Raw genomic sequence first — 24,721 nt, forward strand, 5'->3', positions numbered from 1 at the left:
GGCGGTGATAGGTAAATGCAAACAGCACCGTTTGCGGTCGATTTGATCGTTTTTCGGGTGAACGAAGGGACGAATGATGGCGACACCCGCAGATGGCGCTTTGACGCCGGTGACGGCTTTTGCACTGGTCGGCGCGCTTGGTGTGGGCTCGCAATGGTTGGCCTGGAAGCTGCGGCTGCCGGCCATCGTTCTTATGCTGGCGGCAGGGCTGTTGATCGGGCCGGTGCTGGGTGTTTTCGATCCGGTGCGCGATATTGGCCCGCTGATGACGCCGATGATTTCCATTGCCGTGGCAATCATCCTGTTCGAAGGCGGCTTGACGCTGAATATCCATTCGCTGGTCGGTGCCGCCGAAGGGGTGCGACGACTCGTGGTGCTGGGCGCTCCATTGGGTTGGCTGACTTCGACTCTGGCGCTGCATTACGTTGCGGGGCTGGGTTGGGGCAGTGCGGCGGTGTTCGGTGGTATCCTGATTGTCACCGGACCTACCGTCATCGCACCGCTTTTGCGCACGGCACGGCTACAACGTCGCCCCTCGGCGCTGCTGCAATGGGAGGCGATCGTCAACGACCCCGTGGGGGCCTTGGCCGCCGTGCTGGCATTCGAGGTTCTTGTCGTCACGCAAAGCGATCTGGAGGCGGGTCATGCAATCTGGGAGCTGGTGCGCGGCATCGGGTTTGCAACGTTAATCGGTGTTGCCGCCGGTTGGGGCATTTCGCAAAGTTTCAAACGTGGAAAAGTGCCGGAATACATGAAGGTGCCGGTGCTTTTTGCACTGCTTCTGGGCACATTCGCGCTGGCCGACACCATGTTGCACGAATCCGGGCTGCTGGCGGTGACGATCATGGGCATCTGGATCGCCAATGCCGATTTGCCATCCTATGCAGAGATGCGGCGGTTCAAGGAGCATGCCACCATTCTGCTCGTGTCGGGTGTGTTCATCCTCCTGGCCGCGAGCATGAACCTGGACACGCTTTCGGTGCTGACCTGGCGCGCGGGGCTTTTCGTTGTGGTCATCATCGTCCTGGCGCGGCCTGTTTCGGTCCTGTTGGCGCTGTCCTTCACCAAGGTGCCGTGGAAGGAACGTCTGCTGGTGGCGTTCACCGGGCCGCGCGGTGTTGTGTTGGTGGCCGTGGCGGGGCTGTTCGGCGAACGCATCACGGCGCTGGGGATGGAGGACGGTGCCATCATTGCGCCGCTTGCCTTTGTCATCGTGACGGCAACCGTGGTGCTGCACGGGTTCACGCTGGCACCGCTTGCACGGCTTCTGGGGCTGACGGCGGCAGGCCAGCCGGGCGTGGTGATCGTCGGCGGCTCGCCCTTTGCGAAGGCCATGGCAGAGGTGCTGGACAAGCTCGATGTGCCGGTGCTGATTTCGGATTACAATCTCGCACGACTGCGCGCCGCGCGAAACGCCGGCGTCAAGACGTTCTACGGCGACATTCTGTCGGAAACGGCGGAATTCGGTCTGGACCTGATCGGCTATGAAAAGGTTATCGCCGCGACCGATAATGATGCCTACAACACTTTGGTGGCCACCGACCTTGCGCCGGAATACGGTCGGGAGAACGTGTTCCAGCTGCGACGCGACAATCCTGAAACCGGCCGTCACAGCCTACCCTCGACGCTGGGGGGCAAACGCTTTGTCGGCGGGCTGACCTATGGGGAACTGCAACAGAAAATCCGCGAAGGTTGGCAACTGCGCAGCACGCGGCTGAGCGACGAATTCACCATCGAAAACTTCCGCGACCGCAACCCCGACGGCATCCTTGTCGGCGAATTGCAGGACCGCAATGGCTTGCGGATTTTCGAGTTTAATCCCGATGAGGCACCCGAACCCAGCAAGGAAGCGCGGCTGATCCATCTTTCCCCGAAATCAGAGACGGCCTCGCGCCCCGCCGAGGATGAAGCCGCTGCGCAGGATTGACCTCGGGAACAAAGATGCTAGACCCACGCCGCCCCGTTAAGGAAAGTACGGTATGAACCTGTTTGCCGATATCCGCGCGCTTGTGAACGAAGCGCTTGCCTCGATGGCCGCCGAAGGCATGTTGCCCGAGGGGCTGGATCTTGCCAATGTCACGGTCGAGCCGCCCCGTGATCCGGCCCATGGTGACATGGCGACCAATGCCGCGATGGTGCTTGCCAAGCCGGCGCGTCTGAAGCCGCGCGATATTGCTGAAGCACTGGCCGCAAAGCTGACCGATGATCCGCGCATTGCCTCTGCCGAAGTGGCGGGGCCGGGCTTTCTGAATCTGCGGCTGGATGTATCGGTCTGGCAATCCGTGCCCAAGGCGGTGCTGACTGCCGGAACCGAATTCGGCCGGTCCCAGATGGGGCAGGGGCAAAAGGTCAATGTCGAATATGTCAGCGCCAACCCCACCGGTCCCTTGCATGTCGGCCACACGCGGGGCGCGGTCTTCGGGGATGCGCTTGCCAGCCTGCTGGCCTATTCCGGCCATGAGGTGACACGCGAATACTATGTCAACGATGGCGGGGCACAGGTCGATGTGCTGGCACGGTCAGTCTACCTGCGGTATCTCGAAGCGCATGGGCAGAAGGTCGAGTTTCCGGACGGCACCTATCCCGGTGACTATCTTGTTGACGTCGGCGAGGCGCTGAAGGCGAAGGTCGGCGATGCCTATATCGGCAAGGGCGAAGAGGTCTGGCTGTCGGAGATCCGCGAATTTTCGACCGAATCCATGATGAACCTGATCCGCGCCGATTTGAAAATGCTGGGCGTCGAGATGGACAGTTTCTTCTCGGAGAAATCGCTCTACGGCACCGGGCTGATCGAGGCGGCGATTGCCGATCTGGACGCCAAGGGGCTGATCTATCGCGGCACGCTGGAGCCGCCCAAGGGCAAGGTTCCCGAAGATTGGGAACCGCGCGAACAGACGCTGTTCCGGTCCACGGCGCATGGCGACGATGTTGATCGCCCGATCAAGAAATCGGATGGCGGCTGGACCTATTTCGCGCCCGACATCGCGTATCATTATAACAAGGTGACCAGAGGCTTCGACGCGCTTATCGACGTGTTCGGTGCCGACCATGGTGGCTATGTCAAGCGCATGAAGGCGGCGGTTTCGGCGCTGTCGGAAGGTCGTGTGCCGCTGGATGTGAAGCTGACGCAGTTGGTCAAGCTGTACAAGAACGGCAAGCCGTTCAAGATGTCGAAACGGGCAGGGACCTTTGTCACCTTGCGCGATGTGGTCGAGCAGGTCGGCCCGGACGTGACCCGCTTTGTCATGCTGACGCGCAAGAATGACGCCACGCTGGATTTCGACTTTGCCAAGGTGTTGGAGCAAAGTCGCGAAAACCCGGTTTTCTACGTTCAATACGCCCATGCGCGGATCTGTTCGGTGCTGCGCAAAGCGGTAGAGGCCGGAATTGCGGTCGATGATGCCACATTGGCGGAGGCCGACCTGTCCGGACTGACGCATGCGTCGGAACTGGCTGTTGCAAAGAAGTTGGCCGAATGGCCGCGTCTGGTGGAAATCGCGGCCCGCACGCACGAGCCGCACCGCGTGGCCTTTTACCTTTACGATCTGGCATCGGATCTGCATGCGCTGTGGAACCGTGGCAACGAAGAGCCGTCGCTGCGTTTTCTGCAAGATGACGATGCCGCCGCCAGCCAGTCGAAAATCGCGCTGGCGCGGGCCGTTACGGTTGTTATTTCCGCCGGTCTTGGTATCTTGGGCGTAGCACCGGCCGAAGAGATGCGATGACAAAATCGCGCCATGGCCGGGTGAGGCAGTGCAAGTAACCCGCGGATCGCGCCAGCATCCGTGGCAGAGAGGCAGACATGGCGGAAATGCAGATGACCGGGCACGGCAACGGGCCCACGTCAGCCCATGGTTTTACAACGATGGCCAATTGGGCCGGCGCGGCAGTGTCGATGGCACTTCTGGTCGGCGTTGGGGTATGGGGCTACAAACTGATCATGCGCGACGTGAGCGGCGTGCCTGTGGTGCGCGCGGCCGAAGGGCCCATGCGTGTGGCACCGGACAATCCCGGCGGCAGTTCTGCGGCGCATCAGGGGTTGGCCGTCAATCAGATTGCCGGGACAGGCACCTCCGCTCCGCCGCCGGATCAACTGACGCTTGCGCCACGACCGCTTGATCTGGCGCAGGAGGACGCCCCGCAACCGATGCTGTCTGCCAGGGCAGACCGCGCGTCCGACCGTGACATGAACGCCCGGTTGCAGCTTGCAGAGGACAGCACCGCCGCGCCCGGTTCCGACTCCGCGATCCAGTCGCTGGCAGATCAGATTGCGGCGGATGCCGCAGCCAAACTCAACGCTGGTGCGGATGGCGGAGGCGCTGCGTTGGAGGTAGAAGAGGCTGCCGCCGCGCCGCGTTTCCCGGGATCCCTGACGCGTTCGCTTCGTCCACGCCTGCGGCCTCAGGACCTTCGGGCAGTGTCATTGGCGGCGGTGCCTGTCAGCCAGACGGTGACAGAGCTTTCGCCCGAAACCATCGCGACCGGAACACCTGTCGTGCAGCTTGGTGCCTTTGACAGCGCAGAGATTGCCCGCGCCGAGTGGGACCGGCTGAGCGGCCGGTTCAGCGATTTTCTGGAAGACAAATCACGGGTTGTTCAGAAAGCAAACTCGGGCGGGCGGACGTTCTACCGGCTGCGTGCGCATGGGTTCGTCGACATAAACGACGCGCGCAGGTTATGTGCTGCGTTGCAGGCCGGGAGAGCCGAGTGCATTCCGGTAACAACGCGCTGAGGCCCGTACCGACGGGCAAGGGGGCGGCCATCTTGGGCTGCGCCGGGACAGTCTTGCAGGCTGAAGAGCGTCGTTTTTTTGCGCAAGCCGATCCGTTCGGATTTATCCTGTTTTCCCGAAACCTAGAGACGCCGGATCAAGTCCGGCGTTTGTGCCGCGATCTTCGAGAGGTCGTCGGCCGGGACGCACCGATCCTGATTGATCAGGAAGGCGGGCGTGTACAACGACTGCGCGCGCCACTGGCCCGCGACTGGACGCCACCGCTTGATTTTGCCGCTGTCGCCGGTCCCCGCGCGGCCGAGGCGATGCGCCTGCGCTATGCGATCATCGCGGCGGAACTGCGCGCGCTTGGCATCGACAGCAATTGCGCACCGATGATTGATATTGCCCGGCCGGACACGCATGCGTTTCTACGCAACCGCTGCTACGGCGAGACCCTGAACACGGTGGTCACCCTCGGGCGCGCCGTGGCCGAGGGCACGCTGGCGGGCGGTTGCCTGCCGGTGGTCAAACACATCCCCGGCCACGGGCTGGCGCAGTTGGACAGCCATCTTGATCTTCCGCGCATCACCGCCGATCGCGCCACGCTTCAGGCGCAGGACTTTGCCGCGTTTCGCGCATTGCGCGACCTGCCGATGGGGATGACGGCCCATCTGGTCTATGAGGCCTATGACGAGGCACCTGCCACGATCTCGCCGTTGATGATGGCACTGATCCGTGGCGAGATCGGCTTTGGCGGGCTGATCATGACCGACGACATCTCGATGCAAGCGTTGTCTGGCAGCGTCGCAGACCGGGGGGCGGCGGCCCAAAAAGCAGGCTGCGATGTGATCCTGCATTGCAACGGTGAACTGGCGGAAATGCGGGCGCTGATGGGTGCGCTAACGCCGCTTGCCGGGCTGGCGAGGGATCGCGCAGTTGACGCGCTTGCCGCGCGGCCTGACGCCATGACGGTTGACATCGAAACGCTCAGCGTCAAGCTGGACGCGCTTCTTGAGGATGTCGCATAATGGCGGAAGAGGATGTCGAAAACACGACCGCGCATCTGAGCGTTGCGGAACGGCTGGCGTCAGAGGCGCTGATCGTTGACGTGGACGGGTTTGAAGGCCCGCTTGATCTGTTACTGACGCTTAGCCGGACACAAAAGGTGGATCTGCGCAAGATCTCGGTGCTGGATCTGGCGCGGCAATATCTGTCCTTTGTGGACAAGGCCAAGGCGCTGCGGATCGAACTGGCCGCCGATTATCTGGTGATGGCGGCGTGGCTTGCGTTTTTGAAATCCCGGCTGCTATTGCCGCCCGATCCCACCGAAGAAGGCCCCTCGGGCGAGGAACTGGCCGCGCATCTGGCCTTTCAACTGGAGCGGTTGCAAGCCATGCGCGATGCCGCAGCGCGATTGATGGCACGCGACCGTCTGGGGCGTGACATCTTCGTGCGCGGCCTGCCGGAAACCGTCGAACGCGTTCGCAAGGTGCATTACACGGCGACGCTTCTGGACCTGATGCAGGGCTATGCGAGGATCCGGACGCGCGACGAGTTCCGGCCCTTTGTGATGGATCGTGACCATGTGTTCACGATGGAACAGGCATTGGAACGCATGCGCGGCCTGATCGGTTTTGCCGGAACATGGACCGACATTTCCAGCTACATGCCTGATGGCTGGAGCGACGATCCCATCCGGCGGCGCTCGGCCACAGCGGCGACATTCGCTGCCTCGCTGGAACTGGCCAAGGAAGGCAAGGTCGAGATCCGCCAATCCGAAAGCTTTGCGCCTGTTCAGGTGCGACGAAGGGATCCGAGAGAATGAACAAAGAGGCCGAAGCGCCTGAAGAGGTAGAGAAAAGCCTTTTTGAAGCACCGCCAATTGCCGAACAGGAGCGAATGGTCGAAGCGATCCTTTTTGCCACGTCCGAACCCGTGACCGTGCGAGAGCTTGAGGCGCGCATGCCGCATGGGTGCGACCCCGCCGAAGCACTTGCGCATTTGCGCAAACGCTACGAGGGGCGCGGCGTGCGGGTGGTGCGGGTGGGCGATGCCTGGGCGGTCCGCACGGCCCCGGACCTTGCGTTTCTGATGCAGAAGGAAACCGTCGAGACCCGCAAACTTTCACGTGCCGCGATCGAGACCCTGGCGATCATCTCGTACCACCAGCCTGTGACCCGTGCGGAAATCGAAGAAATCCGAGGCGTCTCCGTCAGTCGGGGGACTGTCGATCAACTGCTGGAGATGGAATGGATCCGGTTCGGGCGACGCAAGATGACGCCAGGCCGCCCAGTGACCTTCGTGGTCACACAGGATTTTCTGGACCATTTCGGTTTGGAGTCTGCCCGCGATCTGCCGGGGCTGAAGGAATTGCGCTCTGCCGGGCTATTGGAAAACCGCCCGCCACCAAGCATGATGCCGCAAACCGGCGAGGGCGATGTCGATGCCGAGGAAGAAACCGCCGAGGGCCAAAGCGAGTTGTTCGAAGATTAACCGCCTGCGTTATGCTAACAGACTGGCAGGGTCGACACGCCGGCATTCGCAAACGAACAGGAGAGTGACATGAATGCAGACCCGATCTTGCAGACGATCTTTCGGATGGTGACGCGTCGGCTGATCGGGCGTGGTGTCAATGCGGGGATCGACAAGGCGGTGGGGCCGAAAGAACCACAGGAAAAATTGACGCCGGAAGAGCGAAAACAGCGTCGCAAAATGCGTCAGCAGACAAGACAGGCCAAGCAGGCGATGCGCGCAACCCGGAAAATCCGGCGGTTTTGAACGACGTGGGATGCGAATAAGGGCGACGCCACGACGCCGCCCTGTTGTATTGACAGGTCACAAGTCGCTCAGCTTCAGCGGACAACCGTAACAATGCGGCGGTTTTCCGGGTTCACCAGAACATATTGCTCGTTCACGTTGATGTAGTCGTAGTCGCTCTCGGGCACAGAATAGAGTTCGACTTCCTGCGGGATACCCGCGCCAACGGCGACCTCACCGTTCAGATAGATAGGATCGACCGGATTCTTCTGCACATAGGTCACGGTCGTTTCATCAAGCGTGGAGGCAGCGCCCGTCAGGCCGCCAAGCACGGCACCTGCGGCAACTGCCGCCGGACCACCGACCAGCAGCGAGCCTGCTGCGGCACCCCAAGTTCCGCCCGCGGCGGCACCTACGGCCTTGTTGCCCTCTTCATGCTCGACAATGGCAACATCCATGTCATCCTGGTTTTCGTAAATCACCACTGGCTCATTCTCGACTGGCGTTGTCAGATACGCCGAATAAGCCCATCCGGTGGTGCCATCATAGCTGACCTCGCACCAATCGCCACTGTCGAGGCATCCCTCGACCGTCACTTCGTCCTCGGCCGCAATGACCTCTTCGATCTGGAATTGCGGGCCGGGCCCTGCGCGCAGGTTCAGATCCGTGGTGGCGGTCGCGCTGAGAGCTGCGGCAACAGGGGCTGTGGCCAAGCCTGTCAGGGCGGTGGTTGCGAGTGCGAGTTTCATCGGTTTCATTTTGGTCTCTCCTACTTTGGATCGTCCGAAAAGGGCATTGCCTTCTCGACGACCCAATGACGAGGAGCCGCTCGGTGTTCCTGAAGAATTCCGACATCTTTTTCGCAGCAGCAGGTTCTTGCTGAGACGCCCTTCAAATGGCAAAGCTTCGCCGTATGGGTGGGCCGTCCGGAACCTGCTTAGCTGCGAAAGTGTTTGGCCAGCTTCAGCCCCTGACCCTGGTAGTTTGACTTGATGCCCTGACCATAAAGTTGTGCGGGTATCTCGGCCATTTTCTCATAGACCAAACGTCCGACGATCTGTCCGTGCTCCAGCACGAAGGGCGCTTCGTGGCAGCGCACTTCGAGCACGCCGCGTGCGCCGGCACCGCCCGCCAGCGCGTAGCCAAAGCCGGGATCGAAGAAACCTGCGTAATGCACGCGGAACTCTCCGACCATGGCCAGATAGGGTGCCATTTCGGCGGCGTGGCTGGGCGGAATTGTCACGGCTTCGCGGCTGACAAGGATGTAGAACGCGCCGGGATCCAGAATGATGCGGCCATTGGTGCTGCGCACATCCTCCCAGAACTCTGCGGGATCGTAATGGTCGATCAAATCAAGGTCGATCACACCGGTGTGGGGCTTGGCGCGGTAGCCGACCAGATCGCCGCTGTCTGGCTTAAGATCGACCGAAAAGCCCAAGCCTTCGTCGATCACCGGGGGACAATCCACCAGTGGGCTGTCATCGTGCAGCGCGCGCAGGGCGTCATCGTCCAGCACCGCCTGACCTTCACGGAAGCGGATCTGGTTCAGTCGCATTCCGGGGCGCACCAGAACCGAAAAACTGCGCGGGCAAATCTCGGCATAAAGCGGGCCGGCATAGCCTGTGGGGATGCGATCAAACTCGGTGCCGCCATCGGTAATCGCGCGGGTCAGCAGGTCCAGCCGTCCGGTAGAGCTTTTGGCGTTTGCCACGGCCTGAACGTCATCGGGCAGGGCAAGCCGTTCCATCAGCGGTACGACATAGACGCAGCCCTTTTCCAACACAGCGCCGCTGGTCAGGTCGATCTCGTGCATCTTGAATTCATCGATCCGGTCAGTGACCTTGCGGCCATGTCCAGCAAGGAAAGAGGCGCGCACGCGGTAGGCGACAGTGCCCAACCGCAAATCAAGGCTGGCGGGCTGCACCTGACCATCCAGAAATTCCGTGTTGGCGGCAATCGCGCCGCTGTCGATCATGTTCTGGATCTGCTGGCTGGGAATAACGCCGGTCATGTGCTTCTCCGAGAAATGCTTTAGCTCTTATAAAAAACGCCCGGGCCAAGAAGCCACGGGCGATTTTGTTTGGTCGGGCTAGCAGGACTCGAACCTGCGACCTTCCGTCCCCCAGACGGACGCGCTACCAGGCTGCGCTATAGCCCGACATAGGGCGCTTCTTACTGTTTCTGGCGCTGTGAGCAAGCCCAAAATCCGGGCTTTGTGAAAAACCATGGCCCGGTGTCAGTGGTTGAAGGAACGGTCGTTGATCTCGCGCAGTCGCTCGGCGACGTCGTTGATCTTCACGGCGTCTTCCAGTGTCAGGCGATGGAGACGCGACAGAAGCGTCAACGCGCCGGGCCGCGCCTCGATCTTTGCATCCTGCGGGACAAAGGCGACTTCGGCAATCTGAGCCCGGGGGGCTGGTTCTGGGTCGTGCTGCGGATCAGGGATGACATCCTCAATATGATCTGCGTCTTCCGGTGCATCGGCAAGCTTGGGCTCTTCCGCGACAGGGGCTGGCGTTTCGGGGGGCAAATTCGGCTCTGCGTGTTCTGGGCCGGGATCGGAAAAGGTCGGGCTGGTCAGAAAATCCGGCAAGTCGGCCGTGTCAGCGGGTATCGCGGTTTCTTGCAAAGGCTCGTCCCTTTGCGCGGCTTTCATATCCGTCGGAAGATCCGGTCGGTGTTCAGGGGCCACCAAAGGCGGGGAGTCCTCATGTGGTCCAGAGGTCCGTTCGGCGTGCGCGGACGTTTGTGCAACCATTTGCGGTTCCGGTGACGGAGCTTCCCGGGCGACAGGTTGGGAACCAGCCATCTCCGTTGGAATGTCCACAGGAGCTGACGGCGTTTGCGCCCCGGGATTTGGCGACTCAGTCACCGGGGATGGAAGACCCGCGGCGGTGTCAGGAGGCGATGCACCATGGGAAGGCGTCTCGCGGACACCGAAGGGCACGACGGTACCCTCGGCTTCCGCCATCTCGTGAAATGGTGCGGGTTCAAATTCAGGTTCCATTGCATCGTCAATGGCTTGCGAAAGTTGAGACACCTTGCGCACACCCTGTTCGCGCAGCATTTTCTGCACACCCTTGATGGTCATGCCATCGTCGTGAAGCAACTTCTTGATACCGCCGATCAGTTCCATATCGGCGGGGCGGTAATATCTGCGCCCGCCGGCCCGTTTGACCGGTTTCACTTGGGTGAATTTACTCTCCCAGAACCGCAGCACATGCGCGGGTGTCTCCAGCCACTCGGCGACTTCGCTGATCGTGCGGAACGCGTCGGGCGATTTGCTCATCGCTCAGGCCTCAGCTCTTGTTGCCTGCGGCGACGCGATCTTTCATCAGATGCGAAGGCCGGAAGGTCAGCACGCGGCGCGGCTGAATCGGCACTTCTTCGCCGGTTTTCGGGTTGCGGCCGATGCGGGCCGCCTTGCCGCGCACGCTGAACGTCCCGAAAGACGAGATCTTCACCTGCTCGCCCTCGACCAGCGAGTCAGAGATATGACCCAGCACGCTTTCAACAAGTTCAGCAGATTCATTGCGTGATAAGCCGACTTCGCGGAAAACCGCTTCGCTCAGATCCATCCGCGTTAATGTTTTTTCGCTCATCACATCCCTCCGGTTTCCGCCGAGAATGCGGCAGAGCATTTTCCGAGTCAATATCAATGGGTTGCAGAGGTGCGTTTATGCGCCTACCAGCGCAGCACGACCGACCCCCATGCAAGGCCTCCGCCAATCGCCTCGGTGACCAGAAGATCGCCGGTCTTGATCTGTCCACGCGCCTTGCCGACCGACAGTGCCAGCGGGATCGACGCGGCCGAAGTATTGCCATGGTCCTGCACGGTGACGACCACGTTATCCATCGACAGACCCATCTTGCGGGCGGTGCCCTGAATGATACGGATATTCGCCTGATGCGGTACGATCCAGTCAATATCGCTGCCGTCCAATCCGATCTTCCCAAGCGCGGTAGCGGCGGTGGCGGCAAGCTTTTCGATCGCGTGGCGAAAGACTTCTTTGCCTTCCATGCGCAGATGTCCGGTCGTATTAGTCGAAACGCCACCATCGACGTAGAGAATATCGCGGTAATTCCCGTCAGAGTTAAGATCGACCGACAGGATGCCCCGGTCGGCATTGTCGCCGGTGCCGTCCTGCGCCTCTAGAACCATCGCGCCTGCACCGTCGCCGAACAGCACACAGGTCGAACGGTCGGTCCAATCCATGATCCGGCTGAACGTCTCGGCACCGATCACCATGACACGTTTGACCTGACCGGATACGATCAGCGCGTTGGCATTGGCCATCGCAAAGACGAAGCCCGCACAGACCGCCTGGACGTCAAAGGCAAACCCCTGACGCATGCCAAGCTGGGCCTGCACCATCGTCGCGGCAGAGGGGAAGGTGAGGTCAGCGGTGGATGTCGCAACGATCAGCGCATCAATATCGTCCGGGGTCAGCCCGGCATCATCCAGGGCGGCTTGCGCGGCCTGAGTTGCGAGGTTCGAGGTCGTCTGGCCTTCGGCGGCGAAATGTCGCCGCTCTATCCCCGACCGCGCGCGAATCCATTCGTCGGAAGTGTCGAGCGACTTCTCGAATTCCGAATTGGGCACTACCCGTTCGGGCAGGTAGTGGCCGATCCCGGCCACTACGGCGCGCTTTGTCATGGTGTCTTTCCGTTTTCTGCGTCGTCTGGTGGCGCATCGTGGGCTTGCGGGGCGGTAGATGCAACCCGTGCGGCGAGTTTGTCGGAAAAACCGGAAAGTGCGAGTTGTTCTGCCAGCCGCACAGCGGCCGCGACACCGGTGGCATCCGCAGCCCCGTGTGATTTCACAACCGTGCCGTTGAGGCCCAGAAAGACACCGCCATTCACCCGCCGCGGGTCAATACGCTTGCGCAGCCGCTTCAACGAACTGAGTGCGAGGATCGACGCCAGCCTTGAAAGAAGGGAATAAGCAAAGGCTTCTTTCAGCAGATCACCGATCAGGCTGGCGGTGCCTTCCCCGGTTTTCAGGGCAACATTGCCGGTAAATCCGTCCGTGACGATCACGTCAGCGACATCGCCGGGAAGATCGCCGCCCTCGACGAATCCGACGAAGGTGAAACTGGCCTCTTCGGCCTGTGCGCCGATCAGGTCATGGGCTTCTTTCAGCTCTGCACGGCCCTTGTGTTCCTCGGTCCCGACATTCAGCAGCCCGACGCGGGGATGAGCTATGCCCATGCCGTTGCGGGCGTAAGAGGTGCCCATCAGTGCGTATTGCAGAAGGTCATGCGCGTCGGCGCGAATATCGGCACCCACATCCAGCATCACGTTGAATCCGGACGCGCTGCGCGAGGGCCAGAGCACGGCAATGGCAGGGCGGTTGACGCCGGGCAGCTTGCGGAGGCGCACCATCGACAGCGCCATCAGCGCGCCGGTGTTGCCGCAACTGACGCAAACCGTCGCTTCGCCCGCGCGCACCGAATCAATGGCAGACCACATCGAGGTGTTCTTGCCGTTGCGCATCACCTGGGCGGGCTTGTCTTCCATGGTGACAATGCCGGCCGCGTCGCGAATCTCGCAACGTCCCGCCAGATCCTTACGCTTGGCGACCAGTCGCTCAAGCTCTTCGGCGGGGCCATGCAGAAGAAACCGCAGGTTCGGGCTTTTGTCCGCAGCCAGAGAAATACCGGCGACAACTGCCGCCGGTCCCCGGTCGCCACCCATGGCGTCGATCGAAACAACGGTCGGCCCGGATCCGTCTCCGGTTGTGTCGTGCAAACCGGTCATGAAGGGCCGCGGGTCCTGACGTTAAGCTGCGTCGTCTTCCAGGTCGATCTCGTCCGCCTGCGCGATCACTTCGCGCTCGGCGTAGTGGCCACATGCGGGGCAGACGTGGTGCGGACGCTTGAGTTCGCCGCAGTTGTCGCATTCGTTCGGGTTTGCTGCAACCAACGAGTCATGCGCGCGACGATTGTTGCGGCGCGATTTGGATACTTTGTTCTGTTGGACGGCCATGTCTCAACCTCGGTCTATATTCGGGGGCATGGCGGTCATGCCCGGTGTCATTCAACTGTGCCGCGCCTCTTAGTGTGGAAGCGGGGTCTGGCACAAGCCCTGAAATCGGGTGAAGGCGCGAAAATACAGTGAAATCACCCGCGCGCAAGGGATTCGTGCCATTGCGGTGACTATTCTTTGTCCTTGAGCTTGTCGCGCAGGCCGGCAAGGCCTGCAAAGGGTTTGACGTCCTCATCCGACATCGGTGCAACGCCCGGCTCGGCAAAGACCGCGCGTTTCAGCTCTGCATCGGCGGCGCGGGGATAGGGGGGCAGGGCCAGAGACAGGGCCTCGGCCATCACCGCGCCTGCATCTATGACATCGCGCAATGGTTCGATCGTGTCATCTTCGGGCATTTCGAGTTCGGACCCTGATTCTGGCTGATCGTCGGCGGAAGCGGGTTCGTATTGCCGCAACACCGGCTCGTCGATGCGGGTGGTGACAGGCTTCAGCGTCACAATGCATGATTGCACGACCGTCGCGCCCAGCTTGCCTTCCAGCCGCCAGCCGCGTCGTCCGATGGGCGCAAGGCTGCCTGCAAAGGTCAACTTGCGGATCGCTTCGATGCCCAGTGCCTGCGCCAATTCGGCGCGGGCCGCAGCGTCGGGGGTCAATGAAAATGGTGTCGGGTGCCGGGTTGAGAGTGCTGCCGCACGAAAAATCCCTGCGTCTTCCGGATGATCTGCCATGAAAGCGTGCGCTTCCTTTCTTGAACGGGGTGCATTCCTTCTGTAATCGGGATAGAAGGGCAGACGGACCAAGGCAAGAGGGCAGAATGCAAGGCAGGATTATCGGGCTGAAAGCGGCAATGGGCGGCGCAGCACTTCTGTTTCTCGGGGCTTGCGTGGCGCAGCATCGCAGCCATGGTTACGTGCCGCCGGAGGACGTGTTGTCAGAAATCGTGGTTGGGGTGGATACCCGGGCCACGGTCGAGGATGTGGCTGGCGTGCCGTCAACGACCGGCGTGCAGAATGACAGCGGCTTTTATTACGTTGAAAGCGAAGTGCGGCGTTTTGCCTATAAGAAGCCCGAGGTGATCGACCGCACCGTTCTGGCGATTTCCTTCGATCAGGCGGGCGTTGTCACGAATATCGAACGCTACGGTCTGGAAGACGGCCGTGTCGTGCCGCTGACGCGCCGCATTACCCGAACCACCGATGGCGATATCAGCTTCATTCGCAAGCTCTTCGGTAATGTCGGACGTCTGTCGGCTGCGGATCTGCTCGGCGACGGCTGAGGACCTGCGCTGCCGACTCGCCGTATGATCGGCGTGTGCCTTTCGCGTGCGGAGGGAGTGTGAGTGATAGGTTGATGAAGATGATCCGCTGCGGACGCTATCAGGTGAGGATTGCCGAAACCCCGGAAGACATTCGGTCGGCACAGGCGCTGCGGCATCTGGCGTTTCGCGGTGGTGCGGCAACAGACGCTTGGGATGAAGACATCTTTGACACGGTATTTTCGCATATGCTGGTCGAGGAGCAGGTGACCGGGCAGGTGGTTTGCTGTTACCGTTTTTTACTGCTGCAATCCGGGGCGGAAATCCAACAGGGCTATGTGGCGCAGTTTTACGATCTGTCCGCGCTGTCGCGTCTTGACGGTCGGATGATCGAGATGGGTCGGTTTTGCAGCCTTCCCGGCCTGTGTGATCCAGACATTTTGCGCTTGGCATGGGCCGCGATAACGCGTCTGGTAGACCAGCACGATGTCACGTTCTTGTTCGGTTGTGCGTCTTTACCTGGGACAGAGGCGGCGCTTCATCGCGACAGTCTGGCCGTTCTGGCAGCGCGGTATGTGGCACCAGACCGCTGGCGTCCGGGGTGCAAGGCAGCAGAGGTCGTCAGGTCGTGGCCTGACGACGGGGGGGGATTCGACGAACAGTCGGGGTTGCAGCGAATGCCGTCCCTGCTGCGAAGCTATCTGCAAATGGGCGGAAAGGTCAGCGATCATGCCGTGATCGACCGCGACATGAACACGCTGCATGTGTTCACGGGTGTCGAGATCAGCGCCATTCCGGCCGCACGAAAACGGTTATTGCGGGCGATGGCGGGCTAAACTGATTTGTCCGTGGCGAGTGCCGCTTTCAAATTCGGGCAGGCGGCCGACTTGCTGGCTTACGAATGTGCTGACACCATGAGCGGCCTTGACCTTTCCACCTTGCGGGCCTAGCGGAGCGGCATGGCACAAGCTCCTCTTTTACAACTCTCCGATATCGCGCTGACCTTTGGCGGCGACCCGGTTTTCGACGATCTTTCGCTGGTGGTTCACCCCGGTGATCGCGTGGCACTGGTCGGGCGCAACGGGTCTGGAAAATCCACCTTGATGAAGGTCATGGCCGGGCTGGCCGAGGCCGACACAGGCACCCGTGTTGTCAGTCCCGGCGTCAGCGTCGGATATATGGAGCAGGATCCGGACCTGTCAGGTTTTGAAACGCTGGGCGATTTTGCAGCACATGGGCTGGAGCCGGGCGAGATGTATATGGTCGAGCGCGCGGGCGCGGGGCTGAAATTTGACCCGGATCGCCCGGTAAGTTCCGCCTCTGGCGGCGAACGGCGGCGTGCCGCACTGGCGCGGCTGATGGCAGATACGCCCGAACTGATGCTGCTGGACGAGCCGACCAACCATCTGGATATCGAAGCAATCGGCTGGCTGGAGGCGGAACTGAAATCCACCCGTGCGGCCTTTGTCCTGATCTCGCATGACCGGCGCTTCCTGACCGAATTGACCCGCGCGACCCTGTGGATCGACCGGGGGCAGGTGCGGCGGCAGGAAACCGGCTTTGGCGGATTCGAGGCATGGCGCGACAAGATCTGGGACGAAGAGGACCAGAGCCGCCACAAGCTGAACCGCAAGATCAAGTCCGAGGCGCGTTGGGCCGTCGAGGGCATCAGCGCCCGTCGCAAGCGCAACATGGGTCGTGTTCGTGCGCTTCAGGATCTGCGGGCAGAGCGCGCCGGTATGATCCGGCGGCAGGGCACAGCGGCGATGGATCTGGCTGCGGGGCCGAAATCTGGCAAGAAGGTCATCGAGGCCGAGGGTATCGCCAAGGCGTTCGGAGATGTGCCGATTCTGCGGGGCTTTGATCTGAAGGTGCAGCGCGGCGACCGTGTGGCCTTTGTCGGACCCAACGGGGTGGGCAAAACCACATTGATCCGCATGCTGACCGGAGAGATCGAGCCGGATGCAGGCAAGGTGTCTCTGGGCACCAACCTCGCCATGGCAGTGTTCGATCAGAGCCGGGCAAAGCTTGATCCGAACATGACGCTTTGGGACAGCCTGACCGGCGATCCCGACATGCGCGTTAGCGGCAAGGCCGATCAGATCATGGTGCGCGGGCAGCCGAAACATGTGGTGGGCTACCTCAAGGAATTCCTGTTTGACGATGCGCAGGCGCGTGCGCCCGTCCGGTCGCTGTCAGGGGGCGAGAAGGCGCGGCTGTTGCTGGCCAAGATCATGGCGCGCGAATCGAACCTGCTGGTGCTGGACGAACCGACCAACGATCTGGACGTCGAGACGCTGGATCTGTTGCAGGACATCCTTGGCGACTATCCGGGCACCGTGCTGCTGGTCAGCCACGACCGGGATTTCATCGACCGGGTCGCCACGACCACCGTCGCGATGGAAGGCGACGGACGCGCCACCATCTATGCAGGCGGGTGGAGCGACTATCAATCTCAGAAGGCAGGCTCTGATGGCGGGTCCGTTTCGGGGGGTGCGAAGCAGAAGAACAAGCCGAGCAAGCCTGCCGCCGGCGCTTCAAGATCCGCGCCCAACCAACTGAGTTTTAACGAAAAGCACCGGCTGGACGCGTTGCCAAAACTGCTAGAGCGTCTGGAAGCCGAGATCGCCAAGCTGGAGGAATACCTTTCCGCGCCAGATCTGTTCACGGCTGAGCCGCTGAAATTCAAGAAGGCAACCGAAGCCTTGGCAGAACGTCAGCAGGCGCTTGCTTCGGCAGAGGAAGAATGGCTGGAACTGGCCGAGAAGGCGGAAAGCGGAAAATAATTTTGGATCGGTGGTTTGTGAGGCGCTTCTGACGTGTTCATCCAGCTATGGCATGCGTTGGCTTAAATTCAACCGACGGGCAACAAGGCTGAGTTCCAGCACTGTCAGCAGGATGCGGATCAGATGGTGTATGCTGACCAGCGCCGGATTGGCCGAAAGGCTGAGAGCCACCAGCGACATCTCTGTCACACCGCCTGGCGCAAAGCTCAGCAGCATATGCTCGAACGGAATGTTGGTGGCGGCATGTAACGCCCATGCAAACCCCGCGCCGATCACCATCATGTAGGATACCGATAACAGGCTTAGCCCCACTGATCGTGTCAGCATCCGTCCGGTCACGCCGACAAACCGCATGCCCAGACCGACCCCGACCACCACCTGCGCCACGCCGATGACCCATCCCGGCAGATGCAGTGGCATCAACCCCGTCACGTTAAGCGCGCCGGTCAGAACCAGCGGCCCGATCAGCTGTGCGGCCGGCAGCCGTATGCGGCGTCCGACGGCCTGGCCCAGAAATACCAAAAGCACCATCAGCAGAAGTCCCGCCCAAAGCGGCAGATCCTCGGCCGTGTGGCCCATCGGTGCCATCCCGGCGGCGCTGCCAACCGGTGCGCCTCGCCAGATCGAAAACCCCAAAGGCAGAAGGCCCACCACCAGAATGATCCGCAGGAACTGCTGAATCGACAACACCCGGATATCGGCACCAGAAGCATCGCCAAGCGCAATGCTTTCCATCAGCCCGCCGGGGGACCCGCTGAAGAAGGCGGTCGATTTCTCCATGCCGCCGATATGTCGGAAAATCAGGTAGTTGCCACCATGTGCCAGAACGACGAACAGCGCCAGGGCGATCACACTGAGCGGTAGAAACCCAAGATGTGCGATCATCTCTGGTGACACCTGGGTGCCGATCATCACGCCGATCACGCCTGTGAAGGTCTCTCGCAACCTGCGCGGAAAGACATAATCGCCGAGTATCCGATCAGGTGTCGTGGCCACGATCACGGCAATTGCCGCGAGACTGCCCAGCATCCACGGCATCGGCAGATGTACGCTCGCAGCCAGAATGCCCCCGGCAGCGCCAGCCAGAAGCATGATCCAGGTGATGAGTAGGAATCGCGGTCTCATATCCCGCGCCGGTTCTTGAACATGCTCTCCGAATATCGCCATGGCCGGTGGCTTGCAATCGGGGCTTGGCGGGTTGCGACCTTGGCAAGCGCGGGCAGGGCGCTAATCTGCGTTTACATGCAAAAACCTTTGTTCATCGGTTCGAATATCTATCGCGGCTCCACCTACGGGCCGATGCACCCGCTGTCCATTCCGCGCGTGCCGACAGTGATGGACCTCGCCCGCGCCATGGGATGGCTGCCGCAAGCGCAATACAGGGTCTCGCCGCGCGCGCGGCCTGCGGGGCTGACGACGTTTCACACTCCGGCCTATATCGCCGCCCTTCAGGCGGCAGAGACCGTCCAAGCCGTGGATACACAAACACAGGCGCGTCACGGGCTGGGAACCCTGTCGAATCCAGTCTTTCCCGAGATGTTTCGCAGGCCGGCCACCGCTGCGGGCGGGGCGCTCCTTGCGGCCGAACTGCTGGTCCACGGCGGCACGGTCTATAATCCCGGTGGCGGCACGCATCACGGCATGGCGGACCGGGCAGGCGGTTTTTGCTATCTCAACGATCCGGTTCTGGCCATTCAACGCCTGCTTGCCCTGGGCTGCGGGCCTGTCGTCTATATCGACATCGACGCGCATCATTGCGACGGCGTCGCCAGTGCCTTTGACGGTGCCGAGGATGTGCGGATGATCTCTGTCCATGAAGAAGCGCGCTGGCCCTTCACCGGCGCATTGACGGATGTGGCAGGGGGGGCGGCGCTGAACCTGCCGGTGCCGCGCGAATTCAACGACGATGAGTTCTTGCTGGTGCTGCACGAGGTCATCTTGCCTGCCGCTGCGGCGTTCCGGCCCGGCGCGATTGTGCTGCAATGCGGTGCAGATGCGGTGGCCGAAGATCCGTTATCGCGGCTGTCACTGTCCAATAACGCGCATTGGCAGACCGTCAAGAGGCTGCGTAATCTCGCACCACGGCTGCTTGTCCTGGGGGGCGGGGGATATAATCCGTGGTCGGTCGGACGCCTTTGGACGGGGGTTTGGGCGACCCTGAACGGGCACGCGATCCCGGACCATCTGCCGCCCGAGGCAGAGACGGTGCTGCGCGGTTTGACCTGGAGCCGCGCCGCCGGTCGCAACCCGCCCGAGCATTGGTCTACCACCCTGCGCGATGCGCCGCGCAATGGCCTGATCCGCGAAGAGGTTCGCACGCGTGCAAAAGCTCTGACAGCGCGGCTTCTTGTGCAGGTTTGACATGCGGTTAACGCGCTGGCGGGGTTCAGATACGCAGGATTTGCGCAAGGAGCGTTGAAGCGGGTGACGAAAAACCAACCTTCGCCCGGAGCTTGGAAAACATGTGTTCCAGGCCGGATTACCGCTTTTTTGTCGTGGGTTAGGTGGGTTTAATGTTGAATTTCGTCGGCAAATTGAAGGCAGTTCCGGCATGCCTGCAATTTGATGGTGGAGCGGGTGATGAGATTCGAACTCACGACATTCTGCTTGGGAAGCAGACGCTCTACCCCTGAGCTACACCCGCGACACAGTTCTGATACTGTCTCGTAGGGGACTTCGCAAGGCATCAAGTGAGTGCCCCTAGTTGTTTTCGTCGTCTTCGGTTTCGACCGACGATGCACCGCCCAGAGCGATGTAGCGGCGTTCGGTCAACCATTGAAGACGTTTCGCCTGCGTGACAAGGACGCGACGAAGCCCACCTTGCACTTTGCGCTCTGATATGACCTGCGCAAGGCGCGAGATGATCAAAGCGCGCCGAGCAATGCGAAAGTCGGGGTGTGACCTGATCTTGTGAACGTCGTCCGAGACGAGCCGAAAGCGGAGCGAAGGCGGCTTCGTGATCACCATTGTCGGCGCTGGTGGATCCTTTTCATTTAAAACCGCCTTGAACGTGCTGCCTGCTATCGCCTCCTGATACACAAGATCTTCCAGCGCGTCTAAATGCGCTTTCGCGTCGGGGTCGGTTGCGCCGGTTTTCTGAAACTGGGGTAGCGGCCAAACTTCGACCTCGTAAACCTCGAACGGATCAAGGACCGACATTGCGACGGCGTCTGTCCGCTGATTTGTCAGGTGCCGCCTAATTCGGGTGCTCACCTTTTCTTTTGTCTGTCCGACGTAAATTGGTTCGCCATCATAATCGAAGAAAGCATAGACGCCCCACTTGAAACCGCCAATTGCGCGCGGCTTTCCCGTGATGGGATCATCGAATTCCTGAATTAGAAACTTGGTCAAATTTGACCGAAGATCCTCGGTCTCAAACGGCGGATAATTGGTGTCGTCGGGATTTCGGTCAGCCATGACCGACACTTACCGGATTTCAGGCAACCAAGGCGAGTCGATTCCGCTTCAGGATCGGTTCAAAGATTGCCTCGGCCAGATGCCGAACGACAGGAGCGGCAACACCGTCCCCTGCCAGCTTGTAGGCGTCGTTGTAGCGTTCTGGCAGGACGTAAGTGTCAGGCAGGCCCATAAGAGAAGCTGCCTCGCGTGTCGAGAGCAGGCGCGAGCGCACCTTTTTTCCATCTACCAGCATGATTGTCTGACGGCTCGATCCTCCGGCGGGCGTGCGTAGGCATCCAGCAATCTGGTCAAAGCGCACCTCCGCGCGCTGCCGCTTCACACCGTTGGCATCGGCGCGCGTGCGCCTGTATATTGTTCCAACCACGCGCCCTTTGCACTGTTTGGCTGCGTCAACCTTCTTGCGGTTGTGATCGGTCATCATGTCGAGCAGATACTTCGTTTCTGCTTTGGTGTGCCATTTCACACCTGTTGGCTTATCTTCGATCAGCGAAGCCAGGTTCGTATTCCGTGCCGGGGGCGTCGGAAGATTCCACCAGCGCCAACGCGACGCGGCTGTCCGTGAAAGCAGGTTGCACCCCTCGACCAACGCGGGCGGATGCCACAGCGCACAAGGCCCATCTGCTGTATGCCCCTCCGGGATCGTCAGGTCGCCCCGAATGCCCACCATAAAAAAACGTGGGCGCGATTGGGGCAGAAAGTGAACCGCATCGACGACGACCGCCCCGAACCTATAACCGAGGCCTGAGAAAGCAGCACAAAGCGTTGCGAAGTCGCGCCCACCGTTGCTGGTGATCGCCCCATAGACATTTTCGAGCGCGATGATCCTGGGGCCGCGACCGCCGGCGTGAAGCGAGCGCATCAGTTTCCAGAACGGTTTGAACATACCGCTACGCTTGCCCGCAAGGCCCGCGCCATTGCCCGCGAGTGAAAGATCCTGGCAGGGGAAGGACGCCCACACAAGGTCTGGCGATCCGGGCAGTTCATCCACCGTGACCTGAGAGACATCCTTAAGCAGCAATTCCTTCCCGCCATCGTGGTTGGCGCGATAGCTTGCTGCCTTCTTCGGGTCTATGTCGTTCGCAAATAGACATCGCCAATCCGAGCCGAGGCCAAACCCGGCCATGCCGCCGCCTGCAAAGAAATCGTAGAATGTGTGCGGCATAATCCCTCCTTCGCTAAATGTTGATTAGCGCAAGCCAATATCGGTTGTCCAAGGTTAACCTTCGGTGCCTGGGGAAGGTGACCTGAAAAGTTCTGTTGAGCAAGAACAAAAGTGGAACTTGCGCGGTGTTGCTGCGCAAAATCCCGCTGAAGGCGAGAGTGCCGCTTAGCCCTTAGACGTTATGCCCGTGCGGACGATCTCGGATGTGGCTGGACCCATGGCAGGTGCAGTTTCGCCACGCGCGGTATGGAGGCGCGAAGTGAATCCTCCGTCGCCAGACTTGTGCAATAACGCCCGCGCAGACGTTTCGCGACAGCGCCCGTTGCCGCCTGGCGCTGACATCTGCGACGTGCCGATCAGCTGCTGCGCCGCCGTCTGCGCCGCCCGCCTCCACCATCCTCACCGCCGGAATTGAAGCTGACGTCTGGCAGGGGCGCGATTGCGGACAGGTTCGGGAACGGATCGGTCGCATGCGGGATGGCGTTGGCATTGACGAAATGTTCCTGGAATTTCGGCTCGATCGCAGTTTCCACCTTGACGACATTCCGCACGGTGGCCTCGATCTCGGCGCGCGCTGCGACGTTGCATAGCGCGATCCGTGCGCCTGTGCCGGCGGCATTTCCGGCGCTGGTCACCTGATCAAGCGGTACGTCCGGGATCATCCCCAGCACCATCGCATGCAGGGGCGAGATATGTGCGCCGAACGCGCCCGCCAGCACCACGCGGTCAACGTGGTCCACGCCCATCTCGTCCATCAGCAATCGAGAGCCCGCATAGAGCGCCGATTTCGCAAGTTGAATGGCACGGATGTCCCCTTGGGTGACGGTGATCAGCGGGCCGCCATCGGCGCTGGCGTCATGGATGACATAAGAATGCGTCCGACCTTCGGGGATGTTGCGCGATGTGCCGGTCTGCGCCGCCGACCCGATCAACCCGGAAGGGTCCAAGAGGCCCGCCATGCGCATCTCTGCCACAGCCTCGATGATGCCGGAACCGCAGATGCCGGTGATGCCGGTCGCTGCCGTTGCCGCGGCAAAGCCGTCCTCATCGGACCAAAGCTCGCATCCGATGACGCGAAACCGCGGCTCGCGGGTCCGCGGATCAATCCGGATCGCCTCGATCGCGCCGGGGGCCGCACGCTGGCCGGAACTGATCTGAGCGCCTTCAAAGGCCGGGCCGGTGGGGGAGGAACAGGCCAGCACGCGGGTGGAGTTGCCCAGAAAGATCTCGGCATTGGTGCCGACATCCACAATCAGCGACAGGTCCTCGCGTTTGCCCGGCTCTTCGGACAGCGCCACGGCGGCAGCATCCGCACCGACATGGCCCGCGATACAGGGCAGGATATAGACCTGCGCGCTGGTGTTGAGCGCCGTCAGATCCAGATCGCGGGCGGGGAAGGACAGGCTGTCGGAGGTTGCCAGCGCAAAGGGTGCCTGACCCAGTTCCAACGGGTCGATGCCAAGCAGAAGATGATGCATGACCGGATTGCAGACAAAAACCGCCTCGACGATCAGGCGTTCGGCCACGCCGGTCTCTGCCGCGAGTTCGCGGATCAACGTATCAAGCGCCTCGCGCACGGCTTGCGTCATCTCGACATCGCCGCCGGGATTCATCATCACATAGCTGACCCGGCTCATCAGGTCCTCGCCGAACCGGATCTGCGGGTTCATGATGCCCGACGATGCCTTGACCTCGCCCGTCGCAAGATCGGTCAGATGCGCGGCGATGGTGGTGGATCCAAGATCAATCGCCAGCCCGTAAAGCCCATCCTCATGCAGGCCCGGCCAGACATCAATCAGATGATGCGCGCCCGGCAGATGCGATTTGTGCAGGGCGACGGTGATCTTCCAGTTGCCCTTGCGCAGAACCGGTTGCAGGCGGGCAAGCGTTGCCAGATCCGCCTTGATTTCCGGAATGTCCCACTGTGCCTTCAAGGCGCGTTCCAGACGCTCGAAATCGCCGGTGGGTTCGTGCATGTCGGGCTCTTCCACCTCGACATAATAAAGCCGTGTGGCGGGGTCCATCTCGATCACGCGGGCCGAGGCTGCCTTGCGCACCACCTGCCGGTGGACCTGACTTTCGGCAGGCACGTCGATCACCACGTCGCGCTGTATCGTTGCCTGACAGCCCAGCCGACGGCCGGATTTCAACCCGCGCTTGCTGTCATAGCGTTCCTCGACCGCGTTCCACTCCGACAGGGCATCGGACGCGACCGTCACGCCGTGCTTGGAGAATTCGCCATAAGACGGCGTGATCTGACATTTCGAGCAGATGCCGCGACCGCCGCAGACGGAATCGAGGTCCACTCCCAGCTTGCGGGCCGCAGTCAGCACGGGTGTGCCAACGGCAAACCGTCCGCGTTTGCCTGAGGGGGTGAAAATCACGAGGGGATCGGTGCTCATCTGCGCCTGCCTGTCTGCTGTACTGCCGCAACTGGGTGTGCGGCGACCATAGCCATTGCGGCGAAAGGTGAAAGGCCGGAAACGCCGGAACATCAGGCGACACCGGCATTTGCGTCAATCTGTCTGCATGCCACATCGGCATACCGGCTGCGCAAATGAACGGCCCGCGCGTTCGAGGAAAAAGACCTGCGCTGCGTTCACGCAGGCTTGCGCGGCATGGAGACTGGTCTCGTCGAC

Annotated in this window: 23 protein-coding genes and 2 tRNA genes; 11 read left to right on the forward strand and 14 right to left on the reverse strand. The window is 61.2% G+C overall.

Annotated elements, in window-relative coordinates:
• Positions 1–76: 76 nt before the first annotated feature.
• The 7 genes from B8991_RS00420 to B8991_RS00450 all read left to right on the forward strand — a co-directional run bounded on the left by B8991_RS00420 (position 77) and on the right by B8991_RS00450 (position 7,492).
• Positions 77–1,927 (forward strand): cation:proton antiporter, encoded by a 1,851-nt coding sequence (locus tag B8991_RS00420; protein ID WP_084350280.1) that lies wholly within the window; start codon positions 77–79, stop codon positions 1,925–1,927.
• Positions 1,928–1,979: 52 nt separating this feature from the next.
• Positions 1,980–3,725 (forward strand): arginine--tRNA ligase, encoded by a 1,746-nt coding sequence (gene argS / locus B8991_RS00425; RefSeq protein WP_084349841.1) that lies wholly within the window; start codon positions 1,980–1,982, stop codon positions 3,723–3,725.
• A 77-nt stretch (positions 3,726–3,802) separates the two neighbouring features.
• Complete coding sequence (locus B8991_RS00430) at positions 3,803–4,732, forward strand: SPOR domain-containing protein (protein ID WP_084349842.1); 930 nt, start codon at positions 3,803–3,805, stop codon at positions 4,730–4,732.
• Positions 4,708–5,742, forward strand: a complete 1,035-nt coding sequence (gene nagZ / locus B8991_RS00435) for a beta-N-acetylhexosaminidase (RefSeq protein ID WP_412780208.1) — start codon at positions 4,708–4,710, stop codon at positions 5,740–5,742. Before B8991_RS00430 ends, nagZ begins: the two co-directional genes overlap by 25 nt.
• Positions 5,742–6,539, forward strand: a complete 798-nt coding sequence (locus B8991_RS00440) for a segregation and condensation protein A (RefSeq protein WP_084349844.1) — start codon at positions 5,742–5,744, stop codon at positions 6,537–6,539. The genes nagZ and B8991_RS00440 overlap by 1 nt, the downstream gene beginning before the upstream one ends.
• Positions 6,536–7,207, forward strand: a complete 672-nt coding sequence (gene scpB / locus B8991_RS00445) for an SMC-Scp complex subunit ScpB (protein ID WP_084349845.1) — start codon at positions 6,536–6,538, stop codon at positions 7,205–7,207. The genes B8991_RS00440 and scpB overlap by 4 nt, the downstream gene beginning before the upstream one ends.
• 69 nt (positions 7,208–7,276) lie before the next feature.
• On the forward strand, positions 7,277–7,492 hold the full coding sequence (locus B8991_RS00450; RefSeq protein ID WP_084349846.1) for a hypothetical protein: 216 nt from the start codon (positions 7,277–7,279) through the stop codon (positions 7,490–7,492).
• A 74-nt stretch (positions 7,493–7,566) separates the two neighbouring features.
• Here the strand turns inward: B8991_RS00450 and B8991_RS00455 are convergent, their stop codons facing one another.
• From B8991_RS00455 to B8991_RS00495, 9 genes are all read right to left on the reverse strand, one after another.
• Positions 7,567–8,229 carry a DUF1236 domain-containing protein gene (locus tag B8991_RS00455; RefSeq protein ID WP_084349847.1) on the reverse strand — a complete coding sequence of 221 codons (663 nt, stop codon included), beginning with the start codon at positions 8,227–8,229 and terminating at the stop codon, positions 7,567–7,569.
• Between the two features lie 179 nt (positions 8,230–8,408).
• Complete coding sequence (locus B8991_RS00460) at positions 8,409–9,482, reverse strand: 2'-deoxycytidine 5'-triphosphate deaminase (protein ID WP_084349848.1); 1,074 nt, start codon at positions 9,480–9,482, stop codon at positions 8,409–8,411.
• 70 nt (positions 9,483–9,552) lie between these two features.
• Positions 9,553–9,629, reverse strand: a tRNA-Pro gene (locus B8991_RS00465).
• Between the two features lie 78 nt (positions 9,630–9,707).
• Entirely contained in the window at positions 9,708–10,760 is a 1,053-nt protein-coding gene (locus B8991_RS21820; RefSeq protein WP_235866497.1) for a MerR family transcriptional regulator, read from the reverse strand.
• A 10-nt stretch (positions 10,761–10,770) separates the two neighbouring features.
• Positions 10,771–11,073, reverse strand: a complete 303-nt coding sequence (gene ihfA / locus B8991_RS00475; RefSeq protein WP_084349849.1) for an integration host factor subunit alpha — start codon at positions 11,071–11,073, stop codon at positions 10,771–10,773.
• Between the two features lie 83 nt (positions 11,074–11,156).
• Positions 11,157–12,128: a beta-ketoacyl-ACP synthase III gene (locus B8991_RS00480; RefSeq protein ID WP_084349850.1), complete on the reverse strand. Its 972-nt coding sequence runs from the start codon at positions 12,126–12,128 to the stop codon at positions 11,157–11,159.
• A complete protein-coding gene (plsX, locus tag B8991_RS00485) occupies positions 12,125–13,231 on the reverse strand; it encodes a phosphate acyltransferase PlsX (protein ID WP_084349851.1) in 1,107 nt (368 codons plus the stop codon). The genes B8991_RS00480 and plsX overlap by 4 nt, the downstream gene beginning before the upstream one ends.
• Positions 13,232–13,252: 21 nt before the next feature.
• Complete coding sequence (rpmF, locus tag B8991_RS00490; RefSeq protein ID WP_084349852.1) at positions 13,253–13,459, reverse strand: 50S ribosomal protein L32; 207 nt, start codon at positions 13,457–13,459, stop codon at positions 13,253–13,255.
• A 170-nt stretch (positions 13,460–13,629) separates the two neighbouring features.
• Positions 13,630–14,187: a YceD family protein gene (locus B8991_RS00495; RefSeq protein WP_084349853.1), complete on the reverse strand. Its 558-nt coding sequence runs from the start codon at positions 14,185–14,187 to the stop codon at positions 13,630–13,632.
• An 86-nt stretch (positions 14,188–14,273) separates the two neighbouring features.
• On the opposite strand from B8991_RS00495, the gene B8991_RS00500 reads away from it, so the two are divergent.
• The 3 genes from B8991_RS00500 to B8991_RS00510 all read left to right on the forward strand — a co-directional run bounded on the left by B8991_RS00500 (position 14,274) and on the right by B8991_RS00510 (position 17,500).
• Positions 14,274–14,735 carry an outer membrane protein assembly factor BamE gene (locus B8991_RS00500; RefSeq protein ID WP_235866498.1) on the forward strand — a complete coding sequence of 154 codons (462 nt, stop codon included), beginning with the start codon at positions 14,274–14,276 and terminating at the stop codon, positions 14,733–14,735.
• A gap of 59 nt (positions 14,736–14,794) precedes the next feature.
• Entirely contained in the window at positions 14,795–15,550 is a 756-nt protein-coding gene (locus tag B8991_RS00505; RefSeq protein WP_412780212.1) for a GNAT family N-acetyltransferase, read from the forward strand.
• Between the two features lie 123 nt (positions 15,551–15,673).
• A complete protein-coding gene (locus B8991_RS00510) occupies positions 15,674–17,500 on the forward strand; it encodes an ABC-F family ATP-binding cassette domain-containing protein (RefSeq protein ID WP_084349855.1) in 1,827 nt (608 codons plus the stop codon).
• A 45-nt stretch (positions 17,501–17,545) separates the two neighbouring features.
• Here B8991_RS00510 and B8991_RS00515 read toward each other — a convergent pair whose 3' ends face one another.
• Positions 17,546–18,625, reverse strand: coding sequence for an AbrB family transcriptional regulator (locus B8991_RS00515; protein WP_084350282.1), 1,080 nt, complete (start codon positions 18,623–18,625; stop codon positions 17,546–17,548).
• 117 nt (positions 18,626–18,742) lie between these two features.
• Between B8991_RS00515 and B8991_RS00520 the strand changes: the two genes are divergently transcribed.
• Positions 18,743–19,861 carry an acetoin utilization protein AcuC gene (locus B8991_RS00520; protein WP_084349856.1) on the forward strand — a complete coding sequence of 373 codons (1,119 nt, stop codon included), beginning with the start codon at positions 18,743–18,745 and terminating at the stop codon, positions 19,859–19,861.
• A gap of 208 nt (positions 19,862–20,069) precedes the next feature.
• On the opposite strand, the gene B8991_RS00525 is transcribed toward B8991_RS00520, so the two are convergent.
• From B8991_RS00525 to B8991_RS00540, 4 genes are all read right to left on the reverse strand, one after another.
• Positions 20,070–20,144 (reverse strand) — tRNA-Gly (locus tag B8991_RS00525).
• A gap of 56 nt (positions 20,145–20,200) precedes the next feature.
• Entirely contained in the window at positions 20,201–20,917 is a 717-nt protein-coding gene (locus B8991_RS00530; RefSeq protein WP_084349857.1) for a GIY-YIG nuclease family protein, read from the reverse strand.
• Between the two features lie 19 nt (positions 20,918–20,936).
• Positions 20,937–22,082 (reverse strand): DNA cytosine methyltransferase, encoded by a 1,146-nt coding sequence (locus tag B8991_RS00535; RefSeq protein ID WP_084349858.1) that lies wholly within the window; start codon positions 22,080–22,082, stop codon positions 20,937–20,939.
• Between the two features lie 356 nt (positions 22,083–22,438).
• Positions 22,439–24,484, reverse strand: coding sequence for an ASKHA domain-containing protein (locus B8991_RS00540; RefSeq protein ID WP_084350283.1), 2,046 nt, complete (start codon positions 24,482–24,484; stop codon positions 22,439–22,441).
• Between the last annotated feature and the right edge of the window lie 237 nt (positions 24,485–24,721).

It is taken from the genome of Primorskyibacter flagellatus (assembly GCF_900176485.1).
GTDB lineage: Bacteria > Pseudomonadota > Alphaproteobacteria > Rhodobacterales > Rhodobacteraceae > Primorskyibacter > Primorskyibacter flagellatus.

Bases quoted from the DNA above. Each gene is read 5' to 3' on its own strand.
- B8991_RS00535 (WP_084349858.1), bottom strand. From the start codon at position 22,082: ATGCCGCACACATTCTACGATTTCTTTGCAGGCGGCGGCATGGCCGGG.
- B8991_RS00495 (WP_084349853.1), bottom strand. From the start codon at position 14,187: ATGGCAGATCATCCGGAAGACGCAGGGATTTTTCGTGCGGCAGCACTC.
- B8991_RS00530 (WP_084349857.1), bottom strand. From the start codon at position 20,917: ATGGCTGACCGAAATCCCGACGACACCAATTATCCGCCGTTTGAGACC.
- B8991_RS00460 (WP_084349848.1), bottom strand. From the start codon at position 9,482: ATGACCGGCGTTATTCCCAGCCAGCAGATCCAGAACATGATCGACAGC.
- B8991_RS00430 (WP_084349842.1), top strand. From the start codon at position 3,803: ATGGCGGAAATGCAGATGACCGGGCACGGCAACGGGCCCACGTCAGCC.
- B8991_RS00500 (WP_235866498.1), top strand. From the start codon at position 14,274: ATGCAAGGCAGGATTATCGGGCTGAAAGCGGCAATGGGCGGCGCAGCA.
- B8991_RS00450 (WP_084349846.1), top strand. From the start codon at position 7,277: ATGAATGCAGACCCGATCTTGCAGACGATCTTTCGGATGGTGACGCGT.
- B8991_RS00480 (WP_084349850.1), bottom strand. From the start codon at position 12,128: ATGACAAAGCGCGCCGTAGTGGCCGGGATCGGCCACTACCTGCCCGAA.
- B8991_RS00420 (WP_084350280.1), top strand. From the start codon at position 77: ATGGCGACACCCGCAGATGGCGCTTTGACGCCGGTGACGGCTTTTGCA.
- argS (WP_084349841.1), top strand. From the start codon at position 1,980: ATGAACCTGTTTGCCGATATCCGCGCGCTTGTGAACGAAGCGCTTGCC.
- B8991_RS00440 (WP_084349844.1), top strand. From the start codon at position 5,742: ATGGCGGAAGAGGATGTCGAAAACACGACCGCGCATCTGAGCGTTGCG.
- B8991_RS00510 (WP_084349855.1), top strand. From the start codon at position 15,674: ATGGCACAAGCTCCTCTTTTACAACTCTCCGATATCGCGCTGACCTTT.
- scpB (WP_084349845.1), top strand. From the start codon at position 6,536: ATGAACAAAGAGGCCGAAGCGCCTGAAGAGGTAGAGAAAAGCCTTTTT.
- B8991_RS00515 (WP_084350282.1), bottom strand. From the start codon at position 18,625: ATGAGACCGCGATTCCTACTCATCACCTGGATCATGCTTCTGGCTGGC.
- plsX (WP_084349851.1), bottom strand. From the start codon at position 13,231: ATGACCGGTTTGCACGACACAACCGGAGACGGATCCGGGCCGACCGTT.
- B8991_RS00540 (WP_084350283.1), bottom strand. From the start codon at position 24,484: ATGAGCACCGATCCCCTCGTGATTTTCACCCCCTCAGGCAAACGCGGA.
- B8991_RS00520 (WP_084349856.1), top strand. From the start codon at position 18,743: ATGCAAAAACCTTTGTTCATCGGTTCGAATATCTATCGCGGCTCCACC.
- rpmF (WP_084349852.1), bottom strand. From the start codon at position 13,459: ATGGCCGTCCAACAGAACAAAGTATCCAAATCGCGCCGCAACAATCGT.
- B8991_RS00455 (WP_084349847.1), bottom strand. From the start codon at position 8,229: ATGAAACCGATGAAACTCGCACTCGCAACCACCGCCCTGACAGGCTTG.
- ihfA (WP_084349849.1), bottom strand. From the start codon at position 11,073: ATGAGCGAAAAAACATTAACGCGGATGGATCTGAGCGAAGCGGTTTTC.
- B8991_RS21820 (WP_235866497.1), bottom strand. From the start codon at position 10,760: ATGAGCAAATCGCCCGACGCGTTCCGCACGATCAGCGAAGTCGCCGAG.